Origin of the sequence: Halomonas sp. hl-4, assembly GCF_900215475.1 — a bacterium.
Lineage (GTDB): Bacteria > Pseudomonadota > Gammaproteobacteria > Pseudomonadales > Halomonadaceae > Vreelandella.
Genome location: NZ_LT907845.1, coordinates 451,828 through 474,456 on the forward strand (window position 1 = coordinate 451,828; position 22,629 = coordinate 474,456).

Sequence of the window (22,629 nt, forward strand, 5' to 3'; positions counted from 1 at the left end):
CCAGGGCGAGAAGGACAACTGGAATCGGCTTGCAACTCAGCGGATATGCCCCCACCTAGAAGAGTGTTAAGCGTAGTTTTGAACGCATCACGCTAGGAGAAGTTAGATGAGCAAACGTATTTTGGTGGTCCTGACGTCTCATGATCAGCTAGGTGATACCGGCGACAAGACCGGGTTTTGGCTGGAAGAACTCGCCGCCCCTTACTATGTGTTCAAAGACGCTGGCGCCGAGGTAACGCTGGCGTCGCCTAAAGGTGGCCAGCCGCCGCTTGACCCAAAAAGCGACGCGGAAGACAGCCAGACCGATGAAACGCGGCGCTTCAAGCAGGATGAACAGGCCAATGCTGCTCTTGCGGCCACGCATCGCTTGAGCGACATGAGCGCGGATGACTTCGATGCCGTGTTTTACCCGGGCGGCCACGGTCCACTTTGGGACCTGGTCAACGACCAGGATTCCATCAGGCTGATCGAGACCTTTATCGAACAGGGCAAGCCCGTGGCCTCGGTGTGCCACGCGCCTATCGTGCTGATCAACGCGAAAACCGCCAATGGCGACCCCCTGGTGAAAGGTCGCGAAGTGACCGGCTTTACCAATGGGGAAGAGGAAGCGGTCGGCCTGACCAAGGTGGTGCCGCACCTTGTCGAAGATGCGCTTCAGAAGTGTGGCGGTATCTACAGCAAAGCCGACGACTTTACTCCTTATGTGCGTGAAGATGGCCAACTGATTACCGGCCAAAACCCACCTTCCTCTGCACCTACTGCCGCGGCATTGGTCGCATGGCTGACGCGTTAATTAGTCTTACCTTCAGTGTCAAAAACGGCGAGCATAGCTCGCCGTTTTTTGTGAGCTTGGCGGGGGGATTGCCAGGTTGATGCCCTGATGATGGCGCCCGATGCCTGCTCGATTCGATTTACCGATCAGGCAGGTGGGACTCAAAGGCGCTTAGCAAGCCCCGCAGCAGGGACAGTTCTTTGCGACTTGGTTGGGCGCGGGTAAACAGCGCTTGCAGCTGTTCCTCGGTGCGCGCATGGGGCTGGGTGATAAAGCCGCTTTGCTGCATCAATCGACCCAAATGGTCTTGAAAGTGCATGAATTGCTCGCGGCTAGGTGGCGTGCTTTCAGCAGGCTGCTGATAGACATAGTCGCTGCCGTCGCGCTTACGCCACGCGCGATGCACCTCGTAGGCAAGGATCTGTACGGCTTGGGATAGGTTCAAAATGCCATAGTCTGGATTGGCGGGAATACTTACCTGATGCGTGCAACAGCGAATTTCATCGTTGGTTAACCCTGAACGCTCACGGCCAAACACGAGTGCTACCGGCGCATGCTGCGCGTTCTGGGTCACCGCCTGGGCCATGTCGTCGGGTTCTTCAAAATGTGGCAAGGGCAGGCTGCGCAGCCTTGCGCTGGCCCCGATAACCTGAACACAGTCACTCACTGCCTCGTCGAGCTGAGTGACGACCCGGGCGCTGTCGAGTACGTCGGTGGCGCCAGCGGCAAGGCGAGTGGCTTCCTCGTCGGGAAATTGGCGCGGGTTGACCAGCACCAGGTTCGTCAAGCCCATGGTTTTCATGGCTCGGGCGGTAGCGCCAATATTGCCGGGATGAAAGGTTTGCACCAGCACAATGCGAATGTTGGAAAGCACGGTGATAAGACAGCCTGAATAGCAAATGGAAAACGACGATTTTACCATGCTTTAACGACAAGAACCCCGCACAGGGCGGGGTTCTTGATGACGGCTAACCGTCAGAGCGATAAGGCTCGGGGGCAATTACATCATGCCGCCCATACCACCCATTCCGCCCATGCCACCCATGTCCGGCGCGGCTTCTTTCTCTTCAGGGTCGTCGGCGATCATGCACTCGGTGGTGATCATCAGACCAGCAACAGAGCCCGCAGACTGCAGCGCGGAACGCGTTACCTTGGCCGGGTCAAGCACACCCATTTCAAACAGGTCGCCGAACTCACCGGTTTGCGCGTTGTAGCCGAAGTTGCCTTCAGCGTCTTTCACGCGGTTGATGATGACGGCCGGTTCTTCGCCAGCGTTGCTGACGATTTGACGCAGCGGCGACTGCAGGGCGCGGAGCGCCATGTTGATGCCGTGGTTCTGGTCTTCGTTATCACCGGTCAGGCCCTGTACCTTGGCCATGACGCGAACCAGTGCGGTACCACCGCCAGGCACAACGCCTTCTTCAACGGCGGCGCGAGTCGAATGCAGCGCGTCTTCAACGCGGGCTTTCTTCTCTTTCATCTCGACTTCGGTGGCCGCACCGACACGGATAACCGCAACGCCGCCCGCCAGTTTGGCGACACGCTCTTGCAGCTTCTCTTTGTCGTAGTCGGAAGACGTATCTTCGATCTGAGTGCGAATCTGGTTAACACGCGCTTCGATGTCTGCCTCAACACCGGCACCGTCGATGATGGTGGTGTTTTCCTTGGTCATCGTCATGCGCTTGGCGGTACCCAGATGATCCAGGTTCGCCTGCTCAAGGGTCAGACCGACTTCTTCGGAAATCACGGTGCCGTTGGTGAGGATCGCGATATCCTGAAGCATAGCCTTGCGACGATCGCCAAAGCCGGGCGCCTTGGTGGCCGCTACTTTGACGATGCCGCGCATGTTATTAACGACCAGCGTGGCTAACGCTTCGCCTTCGATGTCTTCGGCAACGATGGCAAGCGGCTTGCCTTGCTTGGCAACGGCTTCGAGTACCGGTAGCAGTTCGCGGATGTTGGAGATCTTCTTATCCACGAGCAGGATGTAAGGATCTTCCAGTTCAACGGACATGGTGTCCTGGTTGGTCACGAAGTAGGGCGACAGGTAGCCACGGTCGAACTGCATGCCTTCGACGACTTCCAGCTCGTCTTCGAAGCCGCGACCTTCATCAACGGTGATGACGCCTTCTTTACCCACTTTTTCCATCGCCTCGGCAATGATCTCGCCGATACGCTTGTCGCCATTGGCCGAGATAGTACCGACTTGGGCAATGGACTTGGTGTCGGTGCAGGGCACTGACATCGCCTGGATTTCTTTGACGGCTGCCGAGACGGCTTGGTCGATGCCGCGCTTGAGATCCATCGGGTTCATGCCGGCGGTCACGCCTTTCAGGCCTTCCGCAATGATGGCCTGGGCCAGAACTGTGGCGGTTGTGGTGCCGTCGCCCGCAACGTCAGACGTTTGCGAAGCGACTTCTTTAACCATCTGAGCGCCCATGTTCTCGAACTTGTCTTTCAGTTCGATTTCTTTGGCGACCGAGACGCCGTCTTTAGTGACGGTGGGCGCACCAAAGGATTTCTCAAGAACGACGTTGCGTCCTTTCGGGCCCAGGGTAACTTTTACTGCGTTGGCGAGAACGTCAACGCCACGCGCCATGCGCTTACGAGCATCATCGGAAAACTTGACTTGTTTAGCTGCCATGTTCGTTACTTCCTAATAAATTCAGAAAAATGGGAAAGTAAGTAAGCGGTCGAGGCGATGATCAGCCTTCGACAACTGCCAGAATATCGGCTTCGCTCATGATCAAGACTTCTTCGCCGTCGATTTTCTGTTTTTCAACGCCGAAGCCGTCTTTGAAAATCACACTGTCGCCAACTTTCACGTCGAGAGGGCGAACATCACCGCTTTCTAGAATGCGACCATTGCCTACGGCGAGAACTTCACCACGGGTAGGCTTTTCCTGCGCATTGCCCGGAAGCACGATGCCGCCAGCGGTTTTCTGCTCTTCTTCCACGCGACGGACGACGACGCGATCGTGCAAAGGACGGATATTCATGCTCACGTTCTCCTGAGTATCGTCAAAGCCCAAATCAGGGCGGTTAATGTTGATGGTTTTCGTGGGCAGAGCCCGCGAAAAATGAAGACAAGACGTCTTCGCTGTTAATGGCAACCACTTTATAGTGAAGCGGTTACCGAACTTGTGTGCTGCCTGAAAAATGGGGGCTGCGGATGACCTTTCAAGGGGGCGCTCATAAAAAAATCTTGAGGGCTTGTTTTTAGCCTCTCTGCCCTTATCGGCGATGTTTCGGCTCGTCTCGACTAATGAAGTCGCCTTCAATCGGGCCTTGTGGCTGCCCGGCGGATGATGCGCTCTCGTGCTGGTGATAGCGAGACTCGCTTTTTTGATAGGTATGTGACTCGTGATGCCCCGTCGAGCGCTGCACTGTGGCCTTAAGGCCGAGCGCTGTGAGCAGTTTAAATAGCAGGTGGCGCGCGTTTGGTATCAGGCACGCAAGACCGAGGGCATCGGACAGAAAGCCAGGTGCCATTAACAGAGCGCCGCCAAATATCAGCGCGGCCCCGGTAAACAGTTCGTTGGAAGGAATTTCGCCTGCCTGCATACGCTGGCGAGCACGGGCAAATGTCGCCACGCCTTCCTTACGAATGAGATGGAGCCCCACGATCCCCGTACCAATCACCAGTAGCAGGGTGGTTAACAAACCGATTTGGCTGCCAATTGAAAACAGGATGACAAAATCAAGCAACGTGAACAGGGAAACAAAAACCAAAATAGGCATAACAAACTCCGTTATAGGCGTCGCAGTAAATATGGTGACAGTCTGATTGAAAAACAAGCCGTGCTAAATAGTGTATGTAAGCCCAGTTGCGCCTTTGGGGGATTGCCGGGGGATAGTTTGCGTGTCAGTTTGAGCCGTTATGTGGATTAAATGAAAGGCTGATGAACCTGAATTCAACTAATAAGTGCAGCACCCGCGGTTTCTAGCGCTCCTGAATATTCTCCTAAGAACACCTGGGCTGGGGTTCGGTATCCCAGCCGCTTTCTGGGTCTATCGTTCAGCTTGTGAACAACGCGTCGCAGCTCTACATTAGTCACCTTCCGGAAGTCTGTACCTTTCGGAAAATACTGCCTGATCAGGCCGTTGGTGTTCTCGTTTGTCCCACGTTGGCCTGAGCAGTAAGGATCACAGAAATACACGGAGGCGCTAACCGCTTTTGCGACCGTCTCGTGGTCTGCAAACTCCGAGCCATTGTCTAGCGTGATCGTCTTCACCGCGCCCCGACGAGGCTTAAGTAACCGAACCATGGCTTTCTGCGTTAGTTCTGCCGTTACCTTTGGAAGACGTGCCGCCAACAAGTAGCCACTTCGTCGCTCTACCAACGTCACTATCCCCGCTTGCTTGTGCCCATAAAGCACCGTGTCGCCTTCCCAGTGACCGATGGTGAGGCGTCTTTCGATAGCAGGCGGCCGATGCTCTATCCCCACACGCTTAGGAATCTTGCCTAGTCCTGCGCTTTTGGCATTGGCACGATGTTTACTGCGACGCTTGGGCTGGCGGAGGTGTCGCCACAAATCGTCACCCTTGGCCTTATCGTCCCAGATCAACGAATAGACCCATTGATGACTCACCCCTATACCCGTCAACGGCGCCATAAAACCGCTAATCTGCTCTGGACTCCATTCTTCCCTAAGCCTGTCAGCTACGGCATTGATCAGGCTAGGGAGTCGCTTTGTCCACTTCCAAGCAGAGCGGCGTCTCTGATCGCTGTAACGCTGCGCTTTTGCGGGTTCATATCCCTTGGCACCTGAATTACGTCTCAGCTCACGGCTCACGGTACTGCTGTGAATGCCAAGCTGTTGAGCAATCTGACGTTGGCTCACCCCTACATCCCTGTGGGCAAAAATTTGATATCGTTGTGCCTGGGTCAGTTGTCGGTATCCCATACTCTGCTTCACTTTGGTCGGTAAGGCGGAGAGGGTACCGCTGCTGGCCCTCCTGCCTCTACCGTATGATCCAAAGTGCTGCAGTTATTCTATGAATTCAGGGAAAGGAGCGTTAAATGAAGCTGGATGGTCGGGTGATTGCAATAACCGGGGGCGCGCAAGGTTTAGGCTACGCCGTGGCGCTACGTTTAGGGCAGCAAGGGGCACGGCTGGCATTGCTGGATATTAGTGGTGAAGCATTGGATGATGCTGTCTCCAGGCTTGCCGGTCAGGGAATCGATGCGCAGGGGGTGATCGTCGATGTCGCCAATGAGGCGTCCGTTGCGCAGGCATTTGCCGAGATTGCCGATAGGCAAGGTCCGATTAGCGGGTGTGTCAATAACGCGGGCATTACCGACGATGCCTTAATGGTGAAAGCCAAAGAGGGCCAGGTAGAAACGCGTATGTCGCTGGCGGCGTGGCAACGGGTCATCGATATTAATCTGACAGGCGTATTTCTGTGTGGCCGCGAAGCAGCGACGCAAATGATTGAAGCCCATCACGAAGGCGTGATCGTTAATATTTCCAGTATCTCTAAAGCGGGGAATCCCGGGCAAAGCAATTACGCGGCCGCCAAGGCCGGAGTGCATGCATTAACGGTCACCTGGGCGAATGAACTGGCACGATACGGCATTCGAACGGGAACGGTAGCGCCGGGCTTCATCGATACCGAAATGACTGCCTCCATGCGCCCGGATATGCTGGAACGTATTGCGTCGAAGGTGCCGCTCAAACGCCTGGGTGAGCCGGATAATATTGCCCAGAGTGTGGCCTTTGTGATTGAAAATGATTACTTCTCGGGGCGTATCATCGAGTGCGATGGCGGATTACGACTCTAACTGAATGGTGCAGCACTGGCCGTGGCGTATTAGCGCGGCCTTTTTAGCAGCTGCTTAGCGCGATTCCAGGTTGTCGATATCTTCCGCCCAACGCTTCACTTTACGTCGCTGAAGGCGACTGTTAAGACGCCTGGTATCCACACTGACGGGGATTAATGCGGGCTTGGAGGTCGATGGATCCCTCAAATAAAAAGTGCGTGAAGCCCCGATGGGCCGATCCTCCGAGCCATAGATCGCAATCACGCGCAGTTCTAACTGCAGATTGGGCTGTTCAAAGATGTTGTTATCCAATTGCCAGGTGACGCGGATCTGCTCGGCGATGTCAGCGAAACGCTGCATATGTAGGTAATCGCCGGAGGCTAGAGGCCCCTGATGGCTTCTGATGGACTTTTCTTGCTGTTTGTCTTCTTTTTCTTCCTGATACTCGGCAACGTCGACCTGATAGCTGCGTTGTTCAGTGTGGAGTATCGCCACTACATGCTGGATATAGATGGATTCGCTACTCATATTGCTGATTAAACACAGCGCGTTCTGCCCGGTGCCGAGGCCCCGGTTGATAATCACGCGAGGCCGTCGCTGGCGTACATAGCCGTTATATAACAACTGCGCGTAAAAGAACCAAACGCCGAGCGTTAGGATGCTTGTGATAGCGGAAATTGCCTGTGCATTGTCGTTTAGCCATTCCATGGAAGCATTCCTTAGCCTGTTGGATTATTGGGTGCTTAAGAGATAGAAGAAAAGCTAGCCCAATACGCTGAAGATGCCAGTGGGAGAATAACTCTTGCCTTATAAATATAAGAAAAAATGCATATAATGGGCGCGCATTAGCTCAGACAGTATTAATCAAATAACGTTAGGCAATAGCAGAGGCATGCAAGGGGGAGCAATACGGGATTAGCAGGAGAAGGGGTATACGATAAATCTGAATTGGTGCGGATGGGGAGACTTGAACTCCCACGCCTTACGGCACTAGAACCTAAATCTAGCGTGTCTACCAATTCCACCACATCCGCGGAACGAGGCGTATACTATCAGCGTTTTATATAAAGTCAATCATAAAGTGTTTGATTCGCTTGCGAGGGAGCGCCCATGTTGTGGAAACGCTGGATAGCAGGAAGCAGTGATATCGTGAAGCGCGCGCTACCCGGCTATTGCGCGTTTTGTTTGGCACCGCTTGAGGGGCACGCAAGCTGGTGCTCTGCCTGTTATGAACAGCTGCCCTGGAATCAACCGGCCTGCCCGCGCTGTGGTGACGAGCTAGCCGGGGATCATCAAACCTGGTGCGGCCATTGCCTAAGTAAGCGTCCTGCATTTGAGGCGGCCCATGTGGCTTTGCATTATCAGTTTCCCATCAATGCGCTGGTGCGCGATTTTAAATTTGACGCCAAGCCTAGGGCGGGCATGTTGCTGTGTGAGCTGATGCTGGCAAGCCTTCCATCGCCCCCGTTTGATGCAATACTGCCCGTACCCATGACGCCCGAGCGTGCCCGCGACCGCGGGTTTAACCAGGCGCGCTGGCTTGCCGCTGAATTAGGGCGGCGCAGCGGTGTGCCAATGTTTGAGGTCGAGCGAACCAAACAAGGGCCTTCGCAACGTCGCTTGAACCGGCAGGCGCGTTTTGCCAACCTGGCGGGCGCTTTTGTGGTCAACTCACCACCGCCAGCTTATGTTGGAATCGTTGACGATGTTGTTACGACAGGGGCGACGGCCCATGCGCTAGCACTGGCATTGCGGCGTGCAGGTGCTCGTCGCGTGGATATTTGGGCGGCCGCGCGCACGCCGCTTGTGCTCGATTAATCGTTAGCTCCTCGCTCTCTTCTTTATTTTCTTTTTTGACTGTCTCTGGAGTCATCATGACGCATGCTTTTCGCTCACTCTCTCCCGGCCTTGTGATGTCGGCGGTTGAGTCGTTGGATATATGGCCAACGTCGGAACCGTTTGCATTAAACAGCTATGAGAACCGAGTAATGATGTTCCGCGATGACCAAGGGGAGCAGTGGATCATCAAGTTCTATCGTCCAGAGCGCTGGCAAGACGCGACTATTCAGGAGGAGCACGACTTTCTTTCTGAGCTTAGCCAAGCGGGGGTGCCGGTAGCTGCTGTTTGGCGTGATGCCAGTGGTCGGAGTCAGCACCATTACGAAGGGTTTCGCTTCACGCTGTTTCACCATTGTCCGGGCCAGGCGCCCGAACTAGACAATGATGCTCATCTGTTTGCTTTGGGTGAGTTGATGGGCCAACTGCACGATGTTTCAAGCAAAGCAACGTTTGCCCACCGTCCGCGTTTGGTATTGGTGGACGGGGTGCTAAACGCCCAGCAGCGGGTGTTGGATAGTCAGCGCTTGGATCGTCATCAGCGGCGAGGTTATGAAAGTGTTATCACCCGTATGCTGGAAGCGCTTGCGCCCCACCAGTGGGAGGATGATGTGATGATACGCTGTCATGGTGATTGTCATTTGGGCAACATTTTGGGGCGTGATGAGCACTTTTCGCTAGTCGATTTTGATGATTGCTTAATGGCCCCGGCAATTCAGGATATCTGGATGTTGCTGTCGGCAAATGAGCCTGAGGAATGGCGACGCCAGATGAGTGAGATTGTAGAAGGGTACGAAGAAAGCCGGCCTTTCCCTCACCAGCAAGTTGCACTGATTGAACCGCTTCGCGCCTATCGGCTAATTCGGCATAGCGCATGGCTGGTGTCCCGCTGGGAAGATCCCGCATTTCAACGGGCGTTTCCCTGGGTCGCCGATAAAGGCTACTGGGATCAGCATATTCGTCAGCTTGAGCAGCAGTTGATGATGCTTAAATCCCCCCGATGGTTTGCGTAACGCATGGTGATATTGGGGTAGGGTGCGGTAAAATGCGTTTTTTTCGATCTCAATCGATTAAAATATTGTACATGACTTCTATAAATTATATTAATTGTACATTAATGTCTGCGCTGCGTGATGCTACGTAGATCTAGCGGGCAGTAGTCAGCTCTATTTGGCGCGTCAGGGGTTTCCTCAGCGCGTTCGAAACCTTTCGACGAGGCTTACCATGACGGATGATATCGCCCACCACTATCGACATATCATTAGCGCACTGGGAGAGAATCCCGAGCGTGGGGGACTAAAAGATACGCCGATGCGCGCAGCGAAAGCGATGCAGTTTTTAACGGCGGGCTATCATCAGTCGCTAGAGGAAATTATTAACGGTGCCGTATTTGAGTCACAAACCGACGAAATGGTGCTGGTTAAAGATATCGAGCTGTACTCAATGTGTGAACATCACCTGCTCCCGTTTATTGGTAAATGCCATATTGCTTATTTGCCGAGTGGAAATGTGCTGGGGCTTTCCAAATTTGCCCGGATCGTCGATATGTACGCTCGTCGTATGCAGATTCAGGAGAATTTGACCCGCGAAATCGCCGAGGCGGTGCAGCAGGTTACTCAAGCGCGAGGCGTGGCGGTGGTTATTGAGGCGCGTCACCTTTGCATGATGATGCGGGGCGTGGAGAAACAAAATTCCAGTATGACATCTTCCGTAATGTTGGGCGCTTTCCGTGCTAATCAAGCGACGCGTCAGGAGTTTTTAACGCTGGTCAGCTAAACCAGACGTTATATGATGGGCCAGTACGGTTGGTCTATTACCCTGTTTCGTCATAGCATGAAGAGGTTAATTTGCTGATGAGTCCCTTACCGGGGGCAGGAGTCTGTCATGGAAGCGCTGAAAGAGACGCAGCTGTACTGTCCATTTGCCTATATTGATGGAAGTTGGGTAGCGGCCGACAGTGGAGATCAGATCAACGTACTCAACCCAGCCACTGGCAAGCCTGTGGGCGATATGCCAAGGCTGGGTAAAGCAGAGACCGAACGTGCCATTGAGGCGGCCGATGCCGCGCTGCCCTCGTGGCGTGGTCTTACGGCCCAAGAGCGAGCAGATTTACTGCTCAAATGGCATGACCTGATGCTCGAGCACCAGGAAGACCTTGCCATGCTGATGACCTATGAGCAGGGCAAACCGTTAAAAGAAGCAGCCGGTGAAATCGCCTACGCAGCAAGCTTCCTGCGCTGGTTCGCTGAAGAAGCCCGTCGCGCATACGGTGAAACCATTCCTGCTGCCAATGCCAATCAGCGCATTGTGGTCACCAAACAGCCCGTAGGGGTGGTAGGGGCTATTACGCCGTGGAATTTCCCCGCCGCGATGATCACCCGTAAAGCCGGTGCTGCACTGGCCGCTGGTTGCACGATTGTCGTTAAGCCCGCTAGCCAAACGCCGTTTTCCGCCACGGCACTCGCCATGCTGGCTGAGCGCGCTGGGATTCCTCGCGGCGTTTTTAATGTTGTGCCGGGCAGCGCTGCCGAGATCGCCCAGGCGCTTACCCAGTCACCCAAAGTGCGCAAAATCACCTTTACTGGCTCAACCGAAGTAGGCCGTAAGCTGATGGCGCAGGCCGCCGAGCACGTGCAAAAAATATCGCTTGAACTGGGCGGCAACGCACCCTTTATCGTCTTTGAGGATGCCGACCTGGATGCTGCGGTAGACGGGGCCATGGCCGCTAAGTTTCGTAACGCGGGGCAAACGTGCGTGTGTACCAATCGCTTCTTGGTCCAGTCGAGCGTTATCAATGCGTTTTGCGAAAAACTGGCTGTGGCAATGAACAGCGAGCTAAATGTGGGTGATGGAACGCAAGACAATATCAATATCGGACCGTTGATTGACCAGGACGCGGTCAATAAGGTCAGTGAACACGTTCAAGACGCTGTGGACCATGGTGCCGAGCTGTTATTGGGCGGGTACCCGCACCCCCTGGGCGGTAATTTCTTTACCCCTACGCTGATTAGCTTTGCTACTCATGAAATGAAAGTCGCCCACGAAGAAACCTTCGGTCCCTTGGCAGCGGTATTCCCCTTCGACGATGAAGAAACTGCCATTGAGATGGCTAACGACACCCCGTATGGGTTGGCGTCGTACTTTTACTCGCGTGATCTGGGTCGGGTGTGGCGAGTTGCCGAGGCGCTTGAATATGGCATGGTCGGCATTAATACCGGGCTGATTTCCAACGCGGCGGCGCCTTTCGGCGGCGTTAAAGCCTCTGGCTTGGGGCGTGAGGGAGGCCATCAGGGCTTAGAAGAATATCTGGAAACCAAGTATCTATGTATTGATCTTGGTTGAGCCACGTTCTTGACGTGTTCTGAAGGTATCACAAAAGCCCTCATCGACGATGAGGGCTTTTTGATGAGGGGCGTGGCGGTAAGGGTTAGTGGCGGAAGTGGCGCATGCCGGTAAACACCATGGCAATGCCCGCCTCATTGGCTGCATCAATCACTTCCTGATCGCGCATTGAGCCGCCCGGTTGAATGACAGCGGTAATGCCTGCGGCGGCGGCGGCATCGATACCATCACGGAAGGGGAAGAAGGCATCCGATGCCATCACCGAGCCTGGCACAGAGAGTCCTTCATCGGCGGCTTTGATGCCGGCGATTTTAGCGGAATAGACGCGGCTCATTTGACCTGCGCCGACGCCTATCGTTTGACCATTGTTGGCGTAGACAATGGCATTGGATTTGACGAATTTGGCCACCCGCCAAGCAAACGATAGATCGCGCAGTTCTTGTTCTGAGGGCGCACGATCGCTAACCACTGTTAGTGCCTCACGCGTTACCATGCCGTGGTCGCGTTGTTGTACCAGCAGCCCACCGTTGACGCGTTTGAAGTCAAATGCCGGCTTGGCTTCCCCGGGCCAGTGTGCGCTTACGTCCAGCAGGCGTACATTTTGTTTGGCTGCCACAATAGCAGCGGCATCATCGCTGACGCCTGGGGCGATAATCACTTCGACGAATTGTCGATCAATAATCGCCTGCGCGGTGACGGCATCGAGTGCTACGTTGAAGGCGATAATGCCGCCAAACGCACTGGTGGGATCGGTAGCGAAAGCTTTGTCGTAGGCTTCCAAGGCCGTGGCGCCGATGGCGACGCCGCAGGGATTGGCGTGTTTGACGATAACGCAGGCGGTGTCTTCAAAAGCCTTGACACACTCAAAGGCAGCATCGGTATCGGCTACATTGTTATACGACAGCGGTTTGCCCTGCAGCATTTTCGCCGTTGCCACACTGGGTTCATGGGTATCTTCTTCTACGTAAAAAGCTGCCTGCTGGTGGGGGTTTTCACCGTAGCGCATGGCCTGCTTTTTATGCAGTTGCAAGTTGAACGTGCGCGGGAAGTCGGCGTCTGCCTTTTCCACTTGGCGTCCCAGGTAATTGGCAATAGCCGCGTCGTAGCCAGCGGTGTGTTCAAAGGCTTTCACCGCAAGATCGAAGCGTGTGGCCTCGCTGACGCAACTATCAAGAGCCGCCAGTTCACCCAGCACCCGGGCGTAGTCGTCGGCATTGACGACAATAGTGGTGTAGGCATGATTCTTGGCGCAGGCGCGGACCATGGTCGGACCGCCAATGTCGATATTCTCAATGGCTTCTTGCTGCGTACAGTCGGGGTTGGCGACCGTGGCGGCAAAGGGGTAGAGATTCACCACGACCATATCTATCGGCGTGATATCGTTGGCTGCCATGACCTCGTCATCTTGCCCGCGACGAGCCAGTATGCCGCCATGAATTTTAGGGTGCAGTGTTTTTACGCGGCCATCCATAATTTCAGGGAAGCCGGTGTGCTCGCTGACTTCTTTCACCGCAATGTGGTGCTCCTGTAGCAAGCGGAAAGTGCCGCCCGTGGAGAGCAATTCCACGCCATGCTCGGATAAGCCGCGAGCGAACTCGACGATACCGGTTTTATCAGAAACGCTCAGAAGGGCGCGGCGGACGGGGGTCGCAGTGCTATCAGCCATGAGGGTGCTCGTGTGCAGAGTAAAAAGTGAATAAACAATAACGCCCCGGGTTATGGGGCGTCGCCTTCAATAAGTCCATAAAGCTTTAGCTTCTTACGCAGCGTGCCACGGTTTAGGCCCAGCACATCCGCGGCGCGGGTTTGATTGCCGTCGGTGTGTTCAAGCACGCAGGTGAGCAATGGAGCCTCTACTTCGGCCATCACCATGGCGTACAGGTCGGTCGCCTGACTGCCATCGAGATGCTCGAAGTAGCGACGCATCGCTGTTTCAACGGCTTCACGAAGGGGCTGCGGCGGCGTGCTGGCCGCAGGGTCTGCCAGTGTGCCATTTAACCGTGCGTGGCTATCTGGCGCACTGTCGCTGGAAAGGAGATCAAGGTCGCGTTCGGTCATGCTGCATAGCTTCCTTTGGCTAGCAGACGCTTGATGGCATCAGGGGCCATGGCGTCGTTGATCCAATTTATTTGTGTTTCTGTGGATGCCAATCCGTTGAACTGCTGCTTCAATTCACGTCGTTGCGCTGGGATAAAACGGTCATCATCACTCAGATACCAGCCCAGGTGCTTACGCGCGATGCGCACGCCCATGGTGGGCCCATAAAACGCATGGAGAGCGTTCAAATGGTCAATTAGCACGCCACGGCGCTCTGCTAGGCTTGGCTTGGCGCGGTGCTTACCATGCTCAAGAAAGTGCTGGATCTGATCAAAAATCCAAGGATTACCCTGGGCCGCTCGTCCCACCATTACCGCGTCTGCTTGGGTATAGCGCAGAACATCTGCCGCTTTTTCCGGGCTGGTAATGTCCCCGTTGGCAATCACAGGAATGCCTAGACGTGACTTGATATCGGCAATAGTGTCGTATTCTGCCCAACCAGTATAGCGCTGCTCGCGATGTCGGCCATGAACCGCTAACGATTGGATGCCGGTTTCCTCGGCAAGCCGCGCAATTCTGACGCCGTTATTGGACTCTGCACACCAACCGGTACGAATTTTAAGTGTCACGGGAATGTCGACGGCGCTGACCACCGCTTCGAGAATCTCGCTGACGAGCTTTTCATCACGAAGCAACGCTGATCCTGCGGCTTTATTGCAGACCTTTTTCGCCGGGCAGCCCATATTGATATCGATTACCTGCGCGCCAAGCTCGGCATTTAATTTAGCCGCATGGGCAAGCATCTCTGCGTCGCCCCCAGCAATTTGCACGACCCTGGGGCCGGGCTCGCCGCGATGATCCATGCGCAGCTTCGATTTACGCGTATGCCAGAGGCTCGGGTCGGAGGTGACCATTTCGCCTACCACCCAACCCGCTCCCAGCCGTCGACACAGCTGGCGGAAAGGTTGGTCGGTCACACCCGCCATGGGGGCAAGCATTACCCGGTTGGGCAAGGCGTAGGGACCGATCTTCAGCGTTTGAGGTGTTGATAGGGTCATGGCAGTTGCGCTTCGATGATGCAGTTAACGACCGTCAGGTCGTTCGAGGTGGCGTATGATACGCCTACTCGGCGGTGGGGTGAAGGCTAGGTTAACTGAATTAAACCGGTCGCTGACCGGTAAGACGTACCCAGCCTTCTCGAACGGTTGGCGGCTCCATGTGCAGGCCTTCTTCTTGGTACGCGTGCAGCACCTCGTCGGCTTGGTTGGCCAAAATACCTGAGAGAGCGATACGTCCGCCAGGGGCCACGTGGCCAGCAATGGTACTTGCGAGTTCCACCAGTGGACCCGCCAGAATATTGGCGGTGACAATCGGATAGTCGTGTGCGGCCAGTTGCTCTGGGTAATAGAGTGCCAGCGATGTCTCAGCGATATGGTTGCGTTCGGCATTTTCCCGACTTGCTTGCAGTGCCTGAGGGTCAATATCAGTACCATCGGCATGCGCCGCGCCGAGCTTTAATGCGGCAATGGCAAGGATGCCCGAGCCGCAGCCAATGTCGAGCACCTGTTGCCCGGCGAGGTGGCCGCTTACTGCTAGTTCATCAAGCCATTCCAAGCACAGTGCGGTGGTTGGGTGTGTGCCAGTGCCAAAGGCCAAGCCTGGATCGAGGACCAAATTAACGGCGTCGGACTCGGGTGGTTCGTGCCAGCTTGGCACAATCCAGAGTCGCTGGCCCATGCGCAGAGGGGTAAAATCCTCCATCCATTCGCGCTCCCAGTCCCTGTCCGCCAGTAACTCATATTCAATGGCAGGGCAGGGCTCGTCGGGCACCTGTTCTGACCAAGCGGCTTCGATGCGCGCGAGCATGGCGTCAATGCCTTCGAGGTCGTCATAGAGCCCGGTGACAACGGTGTCTTGCCATAGCGGTGTTGTGCCGCGTTCAGGCTCGAATACCGGCTCATCATGGGCATCTTGAAACCCAATCGCCGTTGCTCCTTCTTCCAGCAGTAGCTCTTCCAGAAGCTCTGCCTGCTCGGGCGGAACGTGTGCTTTTAGTTGAAGCCATGGCATGCCGGTTCTCCGCAACACAAAAAGGGACGGGGTGGTTTGGCGGCCACCCCGTGCTGATTAAACTCAGGTTGAGTTAGTTGCTGAGTTTCTTTTCGAGATAGTGGATGTTGACACCACCCTGGCGGAAGTAACTGTCACGCACTAAATCTTTTTGCAGATCGATATTGGTTTTGATGCCTTCAACGAGCAGTTCATCAAGCGCATTGCGCATGCGTGTTAAGGCGATTTCGCGGTCCGCTCCCCAGGTGATCAGCTTGCCAATCAGTGAGTCGTAATGCGGTGGAACGGTATAGCCAGTATAAAGGTGGGAGTCCATGCGTACCCCGAGACCGCCAGGCGCATGGTAAAGCGTGACCTTGCCGGGAGACGGCATGAATGTCCGTGCGTCTTCGGCATTGATGCGGCATTCGAAGGAGTGGCCGTTCAGCACTACGTCTTCTTGACGAATCGACATCGGCAGGCCGGAGGCGATGCGCAGTTGTTCTTTGACAATATCCACGCCGGTTACCATTTCTGTTACCGGGTGTTCGACCTGAACGCGGGTGTTCATTTCGATAAAGAAAAAATCACCGTCTTCGTAAAGGAATTCAAAGGTGCCAGCGCCACGATAGTTAATCTCAATGCAGGCTTGGCGACATGCTTCCAATACTTTGGCGCGCGCTTCAGGATCGATGCCGGGTGCTGGCGCTTCCTCTAAGACCTTCTGGTGGCGTCGCTGCAGCGAGCAATCCCGGTCATAGAGGTGAATCGCGTTGCCTTGGCCGTCGGCGAGTACCTGGACTTCCACATGGCGCGGATTTTCCAGGAATTTCTCCATGTAGACTGTGCCATCGCCAAACGCGGAGTGGGCTTCGGTACGTGTGACGTTAATGGCGGAAAGAAGATGGCCTTCAGAGTGCACCACCCGCATACCGCGACCGCCCCCGCCAGAGGCTGCCTTGATAATGATGGGGTAGCCAATATGCCGAGCCATGGCGAGGTTGGTTTTATCGTCGTCACCCAGTGGTCCGTCTGATCCGGGTACGGTAGGTACGCCAGCGACTTTCATGGCCTCAATAGCGCTTACTTTGTCGCCCATTAGCCGAATGGTTTCGGCGCGAGGGCCGATAAACGTGAAGCCTGATCGCTCGACCTGTTCGGCAAAGTTGGCGTTTTCGGATAAAAAGCCATAGCCGGGGTGAATAGCGCTGGAATCGGTGACTTCTGCGGCGCTGATTAGCGCAGGAATATTTAAATAGGACTGTGCAGAGGAGGCTGGGCCGATACATACCGCTTCGTCGGCTAAGCGCACGTGCATTAGCTCGCGGTCCGCTTTGGAATGAACCGCCACGGTTTTGATGCCTAGCTCTTTACAGGCCCGGAGGATACGTAGGGCAATCTCGCCGCGGTTGGCGATAAGTACCTTGTCGAGCATGGTAGAGTCCACCCGTGTTGAAATAAAGGATTAAGCGAGGACGATCATGGGCTGATCAAATTCCACCGGCTCACCGTCTTCCACCAGAATGGCTTCCACTACGCCGTCTCGGTCCGCTTCAATTTGATTCATCATCTTCATTGCTTCGACGATGCAAACCGTATCACCTTGTTTAACGGTGTCGCCTACTTCAACAAAGGATTTGGCGCCCGGCGCCGGACTGCGGTAGAAAGTGCCGACCATTGGCGAGCTAACGGCTTCACCGCGATAGCTGTTGCCGGGAATGGGGTCTGCTTCAGAGGCCTGGGTATTAACGGCAGGTGCAGCAGGGGCCTGTTGCGGGGCTGGCTGGGCATACTGAGGCATGGGTTGTGGCTGCCATGTGGCGCCATTGGGATGGCGGCTGATACGGACAGACTCTTCGCCTTCCTGGATTTCAATCTCGCTAATATTGGACTCTTCAAGTAGTTCAATCAGCTTTTTAACTTTGCGGATATCCATTACCTAGCCCCGTCACTATTGTTAAGAGTGGTGTGCCTACCACGCTCTAATAGCGCAGTAAACCAAATGAAAAAATGTAGAGAACGCCGCACGATGACGAACGTTACCCTTTTTTACTGCTTATAAAAGCAGAAGTTCAAACAATATGGGGCGAAGTGTGCCGAAAAACTCAAACGATGTCCAGCCATCGTGTAACGGCTGCCTAATGGTATTTTTAAACGACTGTTTTACGATATTCGCGACAAGTAGCCCCATTATCACGTCTTAGCTACGCTGTGCTCGCCTATGCCAGCCTAGCGATTCTCAACCCAGCGTGCCAATTCGCGGAGGTGCTGGGTAAAGTCAGTGGCATTAATGTCGCCTTGAATGCGCGCCTCACGCACTTCTTGCCCTTGGTGAAAAAATAACAAGCTAGGCGGGCCGAATAGCTGGTAACTATCCAGCAGTTCTCGGCTTTGTGCATTGGTCTCAGTAACATCGACGGCAATACGCTCAAAGCCTGAGAGTTCATCGATAACGTCAGGGTCAGTGTAAACCTCACGTTCTAACTGGCGGCAGGAGATGCACCAATCCGCCGTGAAATGGACGAAGACTGGCTTGTTTGCAGCTTCAGCTTCGTCGATAGCGTTATCGAGCGCTGATAACCGATCCAAACGTTGAAACTCGAGCGGTGCCGAAGTGGCATTAGTGCTGGTGGTTGGGAGCTGTAGCGGGCGAAGCGGATTATGGGACCCCAGGGCAGCCCCTATCGTGAGGGCAATCCCCCAAGTTAACAGCACAAGCCCCAGTGTTTGGCGGGCTTTGGGCCAGCCGGAAGGAGTATTGGTTTGTACGGCTCCCAATGCCAATGCCGTACCAATGGCAAGCAGCGCCCAGAGTAATAGCGTCAACTGAGCGGGGATTAGGCGTTCTATCATCCAGATAGCCACGCCAAACAGCAGTAGGCCAAACGCCGTTTTGACGCCGTTCAACCATGCCCCCGAACGGGGGAGTAACGTCGCACCAAAAGTACCCACGAGTAACAGCGGCACGCCCATCCCCATGCCCAGCGCAAACAGTATGGCACCGCCAGTGAGGGCATCACCGGTGGTCGAGATTATAACCAGTGCTCCGGCTAAGGGCGCTGTTACACAGGGGGATACCACCAGCACTGATAGGGCGCCGGCAAGTGCCAAGCCCCCAGGGCCGCTTTTTTGAGCCCGTGACTGCCAGGCATCTACGCGCTGAGCGAGGCGAGGCGAAAGGCGCAGGTCAAACGCGCCGAGCATCGCCAGGCCAAACAGGCTGAATAGAATAGTGAAGGTGATCAGCACGGGGGCAGACTGCAACTGCGCCTGGAGATTGAGGCCGGCCCCAAACAGACCCATCAGTACACCTACCCCGGCATAGGTGGCTGCCATGCCGAGAACATAGCTGGCCGAAAGCAGAAAAGCACGAGGACGGGTGGGTTGCTGCCCGACGATAATCGACGACAGGATAGGCACCATGGGTAATACGCAAGGTGTAAATGTCAGTCCGATGCCAGCTATAAAGAAAATGCTTAGCGCCAGAGGCAAACTGGCATCGGTCATCAAGGTGCTAAAGCGGCTGTCGGCGCTTTTTGGTGCGTCGTCAATATCCTCACTGTCGTCAAACGCTGAGGGTGCCTGTGTTGTGTCGGCGGTGGTGCCGTTTTCAGTTGGCGCTGTCGATGGCGAGGAAGCGGGTGCTTCGTTGGAAGTGGCGGACGGCTGCTCGTCGGCAAATTGACTCGGTGGCTGGCTTTCGGTGGCTTGCAGAGACAGCGTCTCTGGGGGGTAGCAGAGTCCTTCGTCGGCACAGCCTTGAAAAGTGAAATCGACGTCCAGAGGGCCCGAATAGGCGCTTTCCAGAGGTACTTCCATGATCACTTGATCACGGAAAACATACACGTCGCCCATGAACTCATCGTTGGTAAACGTGCCTTCAGGTAAGTCGGGCTCGCCTAATTCTACGTCATTTTCAAGGCTCTCTACTGCGAACTGATGGCGATAGAGGTAGTAACCCTCAGCGCTTTCGACGCCAATAAATAATGTCTCGCCGTCATGCCAAGCCGTCGGCTGAAAGGCCTCTGACACCGGAAGAAAATCGTCACTCTGATCGCTTGATGAGAACCACTGGGCTTGGGCCAATATCGGTAACGCCCCTAGCAGTAATACAAGCCCTAAACGTCGAAGTGTCAGCAAAGTACGTCCTTGGTCAATAGGTCAATATTCAGTTGCCTAGCATACCGCAACTTAAAGCGCTGGCAACGGTTGCAAGCTAAGCGAGCATCCAGCGCATGCCAGTGGGTTTATAAAGCAACGGGGCCACCCGAAGGTGGCCCCGTTGCGTGCGGCGCTAAACCGAGAGAGGTTAGGCTTTATGGTAAGCCGCCGCTGATTTTTCAATCGCTTTACGTGCCGCTTCTACGCCTTCCCAGGACTCAACTTTCACCCATTTGCCTTTTTCGAGGTCCTTATAGTTTTCGAAGAAGTGGGCGATTTGCTGACGCAGCAGCTCGGGTAAGTCGGTGACTTCCTGAATGTCGTCGTAAAGCGAGCTGAGTTTGGGGTGAGGGACGCAGACCAGCTTGGCGTCTTCACCGGCTTCATCCGTCATGTTGAGGATGCCTACTGGGCGTGCACGGATAATGCTTCCCGGCTGAACCGGATGGGGGGTAACGACGAGGGCGTCTAACGGGTCACCATCGTCGGCCAAGGTGTGGGGAATAAAACCGTAGTTGGCCGGATAGAACATGGGAGTGGCCATAAAGCGGTCGACCAGCAGGGCCCCCATGTCTTTGTCGATCTCGTACTTGATCGGCGCATGGTTGGCAGGGATTTCAATCGCCACGTATAAGTCGTTGGGCAGATCCTTACCAGCGGGGATGTTGTCGAAGTTCATCGTTAATTCCTTGGTCGTACAATGGCTAGGCAATCGAAGTTGCTATATGGATAACGACGAATTATACGAACATGGCCGCAGGATTACCAATGCGACATAGGTGTTGCGTAAATGCTATCAGCGCTGAATAGCCTGCCTTGCCATCTCACGACGTTTGGCGGGCATCGTTTAGCGCTATCAGCGTGTATCATAGGTTCTACTTAGACAGTGATGTCAGTTGCCAACGCTGTATGCTCAGGAGGATGACTTGGCACACGCCCAATTGCTGATCAGTTACGGTCAGGCATTTGTTGCACCCGACCGCCGCCTGCACCGCAGTTCCATGTCGGTACGCTTTCCCGAACCGCCGTTGCTTAAAGCAAAGGGGGGCTGTGCGGTCATTAGCGACTCGCTCTCACGCAATACCCTAGCAAAACAAGCGGGCGATATAAGCGTACGCGGCTTTTTAGCCGATTATTTTTCAACGCCGGATCACTGGGATGTTAAAACGTCAGCGACTCGCGTGCTTAGAGCACTCAATAGCTGGTGTTATGGTCAAAGTCAGCACGTCAAAAACGGCAGCTTTGTGTCATCGCTGTCAGCCATCGTATTCCGTGAACGCGATGCCCACTTATTCCATATGGGTGACACCCTGGTGTTTCGCTTGCGTGGCGCCGAGTTTGAGCAGTTGACCCGCGACCATGTCACGGACCTGGGGGGATACCGTTATCCGTCGCGAGCGCTGGGTATGGATGGCAGCGTGGATATTGACTATACCCACTTGCAGGTGAAGCAGGGCGATCTGTTCTTGTTTACTACCCAGGCAGTCGGCGGCACCTTGCTGCCCTCCGACTACGTGCGATTGATTCGTCAGGACGCAAGCGATCTGGACGCGGCCTGCGAACGTCTTGCCAATGAGGCGAAGCAACGGGCTCAAGAGCGTGGTTACGGCGGCGACCAGTTTTGTTTCCAACTGGTACGCATTGATGAGCTGCCTGAAGAAAGCCGAGACCATCCCGGTCAGCTATACGGTGAGTTGCCGATTCCACCAGAGTTGGCGCCTGGGGCAAGATTGGATGGCCTGGAAGTGCTGGCTGTCCTGTCACGCACGGCGCAGTCACGTATTTATCGCGTACGGGATGTGTATTCAGAGCGCGAAATGGTGATGAAGGCACCGAGCCCCGAGCTGTCGTTACGCAACGCTTACTTAGAGCATTTTTTGCTTCAACAATGGGTCGTTGAGCGGGTTAACTCGCCGTTTGTGGTTAAGGTCGTTGAGCCGTCGCGTCCCCGGCGCTACCTTTACTATTTGATGCAGCATATTGAAGGCGAGACATTACGCCAGTGGGCCGAGCGCCATCCGCAGGCAAATCTGTCCCAGCGGTTGGATATCGCCAATCAATTGGGTAAAGCCGTTCAGGCCTTGCACCATCGTGAAATCATTCACCAACAAATCAACCCCGATAATATTTTGATCGACCCCCATGGCAAGGTCGTTCTCACTGACTTTAGTGCCTGCCATATGCGCGAAGTGGATGGCCACCGTCATTCAGGCGAGCTGTTGAGGCAGTTAGGATTTAATGAACACACCGCCCCAGAGTACGCGCTGGGCGATAGCGTCGGGCGGCGCAGTGACCAATACTCATTAGCCTCGACCGTGTATTGGCTGTTGACTGGGGCAATGCCCTATAGCCTGACGCCTAACCGGCTACGCAGTCATACTGACCTGGAAGGCCTGACCTACCGCAACGCACGGACCACTAATCCGGAAATATCGCCGGAGCTCGACGAAGCCTTACGGCGCGCCTTGGACCCCCAGCGCTCCCTGCGTTTCAGGCGTTTATCCGAGTTTTTGCATGCTTTGCGGTTGCCGTTGGGCAAACGCTCGACGGACGATGAAGAGCGCAAAGAGCCGCGTCATTTCTGGCAGGGAGTCGCGGGTATTTTGCTATTGCTGCTCGTGCTGTCGTGGCTGTTGCGTTAACACTTGCCAGTACCCATCAATAATAA

21 protein-coding genes and 1 tRNA gene are annotated in these 22,629 nt (G+C 54.9%); 7 read left to right on the top strand and 15 right to left on the bottom strand.

What is annotated here, in order from left to right:
* Positions 1-106: 106 nt before the first annotated feature.
* Positions 107-793: a type 1 glutamine amidotransferase domain-containing protein gene (locus CPH17_RS02305; protein ID WP_096298162.1), complete on the top strand. Its 687-nt coding sequence runs from the start codon at positions 107-109 to the stop codon at positions 791-793.
* Positions 794-911: 118 nt separating this feature from the next.
* Here the strand turns inward: CPH17_RS02305 and CPH17_RS02310 are convergent, their stop codons facing one another.
* From CPH17_RS02310 to CPH17_RS02330, 5 genes are all read right to left on the bottom strand, one after another.
* A complete protein-coding gene (locus CPH17_RS02310) occupies positions 912-1,646 on the bottom strand; it encodes an RNA methyltransferase (protein ID WP_074396509.1) in 735 nt (244 codons plus the stop codon).
* Positions 1,647-1,772: 126 nt separating this feature from the next.
* The gene (groL, locus tag CPH17_RS02315) at positions 1,773-3,416 is read right to left on the bottom strand and encodes a chaperonin GroEL (protein WP_074396508.1); all 1,644 of its coding nucleotides are present in this window, start codon (positions 3,414-3,416) and stop codon (positions 1,773-1,775) included.
* A gap of 61 nt (positions 3,417-3,477) precedes the next feature.
* The gene (locus tag CPH17_RS02320) at positions 3,478-3,771 is read right to left on the bottom strand and encodes a co-chaperone GroES (protein WP_027335617.1); all 294 of its coding nucleotides are present in this window, start codon (positions 3,769-3,771) and stop codon (positions 3,478-3,480) included.
* Positions 3,772-4,006: 235 nt separating this feature from the next.
* On the bottom strand, positions 4,007-4,513 hold the full coding sequence (locus CPH17_RS02325; protein WP_074396507.1) for an FxsA family protein: 507 nt from the start codon (positions 4,511-4,513) through the stop codon (positions 4,007-4,009).
* 173 nt (positions 4,514-4,686) lie between these two features.
* A complete protein-coding gene (locus tag CPH17_RS02330) occupies positions 4,687-5,679 on the bottom strand; it encodes an IS30 family transposase (protein ID WP_096298164.1) in 993 nt (330 codons plus the stop codon).
* A gap of 116 nt (positions 5,680-5,795) precedes the next feature.
* Between CPH17_RS02330 and CPH17_RS02335 the strand changes: the two genes are divergently transcribed.
* Positions 5,796-6,557, top strand: a complete 762-nt coding sequence (locus tag CPH17_RS02335; protein ID WP_074396506.1) for an SDR family oxidoreductase — start codon at positions 5,796-5,798, stop codon at positions 6,555-6,557.
* Between the two features lie 54 nt (positions 6,558-6,611).
* On the opposite strand, the gene CPH17_RS02340 is transcribed toward CPH17_RS02335, so the two are convergent.
* Positions 6,612-7,244 carry a hypothetical protein gene (locus CPH17_RS02340; RefSeq protein WP_096298166.1) on the bottom strand — a complete coding sequence of 211 codons (633 nt, stop codon included), beginning with the start codon at positions 7,242-7,244 and terminating at the stop codon, positions 6,612-6,614.
* 241 nt (positions 7,245-7,485) lie between these two features.
* Positions 7,486-7,570, bottom strand: a tRNA-Leu gene (locus CPH17_RS02345).
* A 76-nt stretch (positions 7,571-7,646) separates the two neighbouring features.
* Between CPH17_RS02345 and CPH17_RS02350 the strand changes: the two genes are divergently transcribed.
* The 4 genes from CPH17_RS02350 to CPH17_RS02365 all read left to right on the top strand — a co-directional run bounded on the left by CPH17_RS02350 (position 7,647) and on the right by CPH17_RS02365 (position 11,714).
* On the top strand, positions 7,647-8,354 hold the full coding sequence (locus CPH17_RS02350; protein WP_172898685.1) for a ComF family protein: 708 nt from the start codon (positions 7,647-7,649) through the stop codon (positions 8,352-8,354).
* Between the two features lie 56 nt (positions 8,355-8,410).
* On the top strand, positions 8,411-9,385 hold the full coding sequence (locus CPH17_RS02355) for a serine/threonine protein kinase (protein ID WP_096298168.1): 975 nt from the start codon (positions 8,411-8,413) through the stop codon (positions 9,383-9,385).
* Positions 9,386-9,596: 211 nt separating this feature from the next.
* Complete coding sequence (gene folE / locus CPH17_RS02360) at positions 9,597-10,148, top strand: GTP cyclohydrolase I FolE (protein ID WP_074396502.1); 552 nt, start codon at positions 9,597-9,599, stop codon at positions 10,146-10,148.
* A gap of 108 nt (positions 10,149-10,256) precedes the next feature.
* Positions 10,257-11,714 carry an NAD-dependent succinate-semialdehyde dehydrogenase gene (locus CPH17_RS02365; RefSeq protein ID WP_074396501.1) on the top strand — a complete coding sequence of 486 codons (1,458 nt, stop codon included), beginning with the start codon at positions 10,257-10,259 and terminating at the stop codon, positions 11,712-11,714.
* Positions 11,715-11,799: 85 nt separating this feature from the next.
* Here CPH17_RS02365 and purH read toward each other — a convergent pair whose 3' ends face one another.
* The 8 genes from purH to ppa form a co-directional block, all read right to left on the bottom strand.
* Positions 11,800-13,380 (bottom strand): bifunctional phosphoribosylaminoimidazolecarboxamide formyltransferase/IMP cyclohydrolase, encoded by a 1,581-nt coding sequence (purH, locus tag CPH17_RS02370; protein ID WP_074396500.1) that lies wholly within the window; start codon positions 13,378-13,380, stop codon positions 11,800-11,802.
* Between the two features lie 50 nt (positions 13,381-13,430).
* Positions 13,431-13,772 (bottom strand): DNA-binding transcriptional regulator Fis, encoded by a 342-nt coding sequence (fis, locus tag CPH17_RS02375; RefSeq protein WP_074396499.1) that lies wholly within the window; start codon positions 13,770-13,772, stop codon positions 13,431-13,433.
* Complete coding sequence (gene dusB, locus CPH17_RS02380) at positions 13,769-14,809, bottom strand: tRNA dihydrouridine synthase DusB (RefSeq protein WP_074396498.1); 1,041 nt, start codon at positions 14,807-14,809, stop codon at positions 13,769-13,771. Before dusB ends, fis begins: the two co-directional genes overlap by 4 nt.
* 100 nt (positions 14,810-14,909) lie before the next feature.
* On the bottom strand, positions 14,910-15,821 hold the full coding sequence (gene prmA / locus CPH17_RS02385; RefSeq protein ID WP_074396497.1) for a 50S ribosomal protein L11 methyltransferase: 912 nt from the start codon (positions 15,819-15,821) through the stop codon (positions 14,910-14,912).
* A 73-nt stretch (positions 15,822-15,894) separates the two neighbouring features.
* Entirely contained in the window at positions 15,895-17,235 is a 1,341-nt protein-coding gene (gene accC, locus CPH17_RS02390) for an acetyl-CoA carboxylase biotin carboxylase subunit (RefSeq protein ID WP_074396496.1), read from the bottom strand.
* Positions 17,236-17,265: 30 nt separating this feature from the next.
* Positions 17,266-17,736, bottom strand: coding sequence for an acetyl-CoA carboxylase biotin carboxyl carrier protein (gene accB / locus CPH17_RS02395; protein ID WP_074396495.1), 471 nt, complete (start codon positions 17,734-17,736; stop codon positions 17,266-17,268).
* A 293-nt stretch (positions 17,737-18,029) separates the two neighbouring features.
* Positions 18,030-19,940: a protein-disulfide reductase DsbD gene (dsbD, locus tag CPH17_RS02400; protein ID WP_074396494.1), complete on the bottom strand. Its 1,911-nt coding sequence runs from the start codon at positions 19,938-19,940 to the stop codon at positions 18,030-18,032.
* A 169-nt stretch (positions 19,941-20,109) separates the two neighbouring features.
* Positions 20,110-20,640 carry an inorganic diphosphatase gene (ppa, locus tag CPH17_RS02405; protein WP_074396493.1) on the bottom strand — a complete coding sequence of 177 codons (531 nt, stop codon included), beginning with the start codon at positions 20,638-20,640 and terminating at the stop codon, positions 20,110-20,112.
* A 247-nt stretch (positions 20,641-20,887) separates the two neighbouring features.
* Here ppa and CPH17_RS02410 point away from each other — a divergent pair, with 247 nt between their 5' ends.
* Positions 20,888-22,603 carry a bifunctional protein-serine/threonine kinase/phosphatase gene (locus tag CPH17_RS02410; protein WP_074396492.1) on the top strand — a complete coding sequence of 572 codons (1,716 nt, stop codon included), beginning with the start codon at positions 20,888-20,890 and terminating at the stop codon, positions 22,601-22,603.
* Positions 22,604-22,629 lie beyond the last annotated feature (26 nt).

What these genes read in the sequence shown, in the direction of transcription:
- CPH17_RS02305 (WP_096298162.1), top strand. Translation starts at nt 107, where the DNA reads ATGAGCAAACGTATTTTGGTGGTCCTGACGTCTCATGATCAGCTAGGT.
- groL (WP_074396508.1), bottom strand. Translation starts at nt 3,416, where the DNA reads ATGGCAGCTAAACAAGTCAAGTTTTCCGATGATGCTCGTAAGCGCATG.
- CPH17_RS02320 (WP_027335617.1), bottom strand. Translation starts at nt 3,771, where the DNA reads ATGAATATCCGTCCTTTGCACGATCGCGTCGTCGTCCGTCGCGTGGAA.
- CPH17_RS02325 (WP_074396507.1), bottom strand. Translation starts at nt 4,513, where the DNA reads ATGCCTATTTTGGTTTTTGTTTCCCTGTTCACGTTGCTTGATTTTGTC.
- CPH17_RS02330 (WP_096298164.1), bottom strand. Translation starts at nt 5,679, where the DNA reads ATGGGATACCGACAACTGACCCAGGCACAACGATATCAAATTTTTGCC.
- CPH17_RS02335 (WP_074396506.1), top strand. Translation starts at nt 5,796, where the DNA reads ATGAAGCTGGATGGTCGGGTGATTGCAATAACCGGGGGCGCGCAAGGT.
- CPH17_RS02340 (WP_096298166.1), bottom strand. Translation starts at nt 7,244, where the DNA reads ATGGAATGGCTAAACGACAATGCACAGGCAATTTCCGCTATCACAAGC.
- CPH17_RS02350 (WP_172898685.1), top strand. Translation starts at nt 7,647, where the DNA reads ATGTTGTGGAAACGCTGGATAGCAGGAAGCAGTGATATCGTGAAGCGC.
- CPH17_RS02355 (WP_096298168.1), top strand. Translation starts at nt 8,411, where the DNA reads ATGACGCATGCTTTTCGCTCACTCTCTCCCGGCCTTGTGATGTCGGCG.
- folE (WP_074396502.1), top strand. Translation starts at nt 9,597, where the DNA reads ATGACGGATGATATCGCCCACCACTATCGACATATCATTAGCGCACTG.
- CPH17_RS02365 (WP_074396501.1), top strand. Translation starts at nt 10,257, where the DNA reads ATGGAAGCGCTGAAAGAGACGCAGCTGTACTGTCCATTTGCCTATATT.
- purH (WP_074396500.1), bottom strand. Translation starts at nt 13,380, where the DNA reads ATGGCTGATAGCACTGCGACCCCCGTCCGCCGCGCCCTTCTGAGCGTT.
- fis (WP_074396499.1), bottom strand. Translation starts at nt 13,772, where the DNA reads ATGACCGAACGCGACCTTGATCTCCTTTCCAGCGACAGTGCGCCAGAT.
- dusB (WP_074396498.1), bottom strand. Translation starts at nt 14,809, where the DNA reads ATGACCCTATCAACACCTCAAACGCTGAAGATCGGTCCCTACGCCTTG.
- prmA (WP_074396497.1), bottom strand. Translation starts at nt 15,821, where the DNA reads ATGCCATGGCTTCAACTAAAAGCACACGTTCCGCCCGAGCAGGCAGAG.
- accC (WP_074396496.1), bottom strand. Translation starts at nt 17,235, where the DNA reads ATGCTCGACAAGGTACTTATCGCCAACCGCGGCGAGATTGCCCTACGT.
- accB (WP_074396495.1), bottom strand. Translation starts at nt 17,736, where the DNA reads ATGGATATCCGCAAAGTTAAAAAGCTGATTGAACTACTTGAAGAGTCC.
- ppa (WP_074396493.1), bottom strand. Translation starts at nt 20,640, where the DNA reads ATGAACTTCGACAACATCCCCGCTGGTAAGGATCTGCCCAACGACTTA.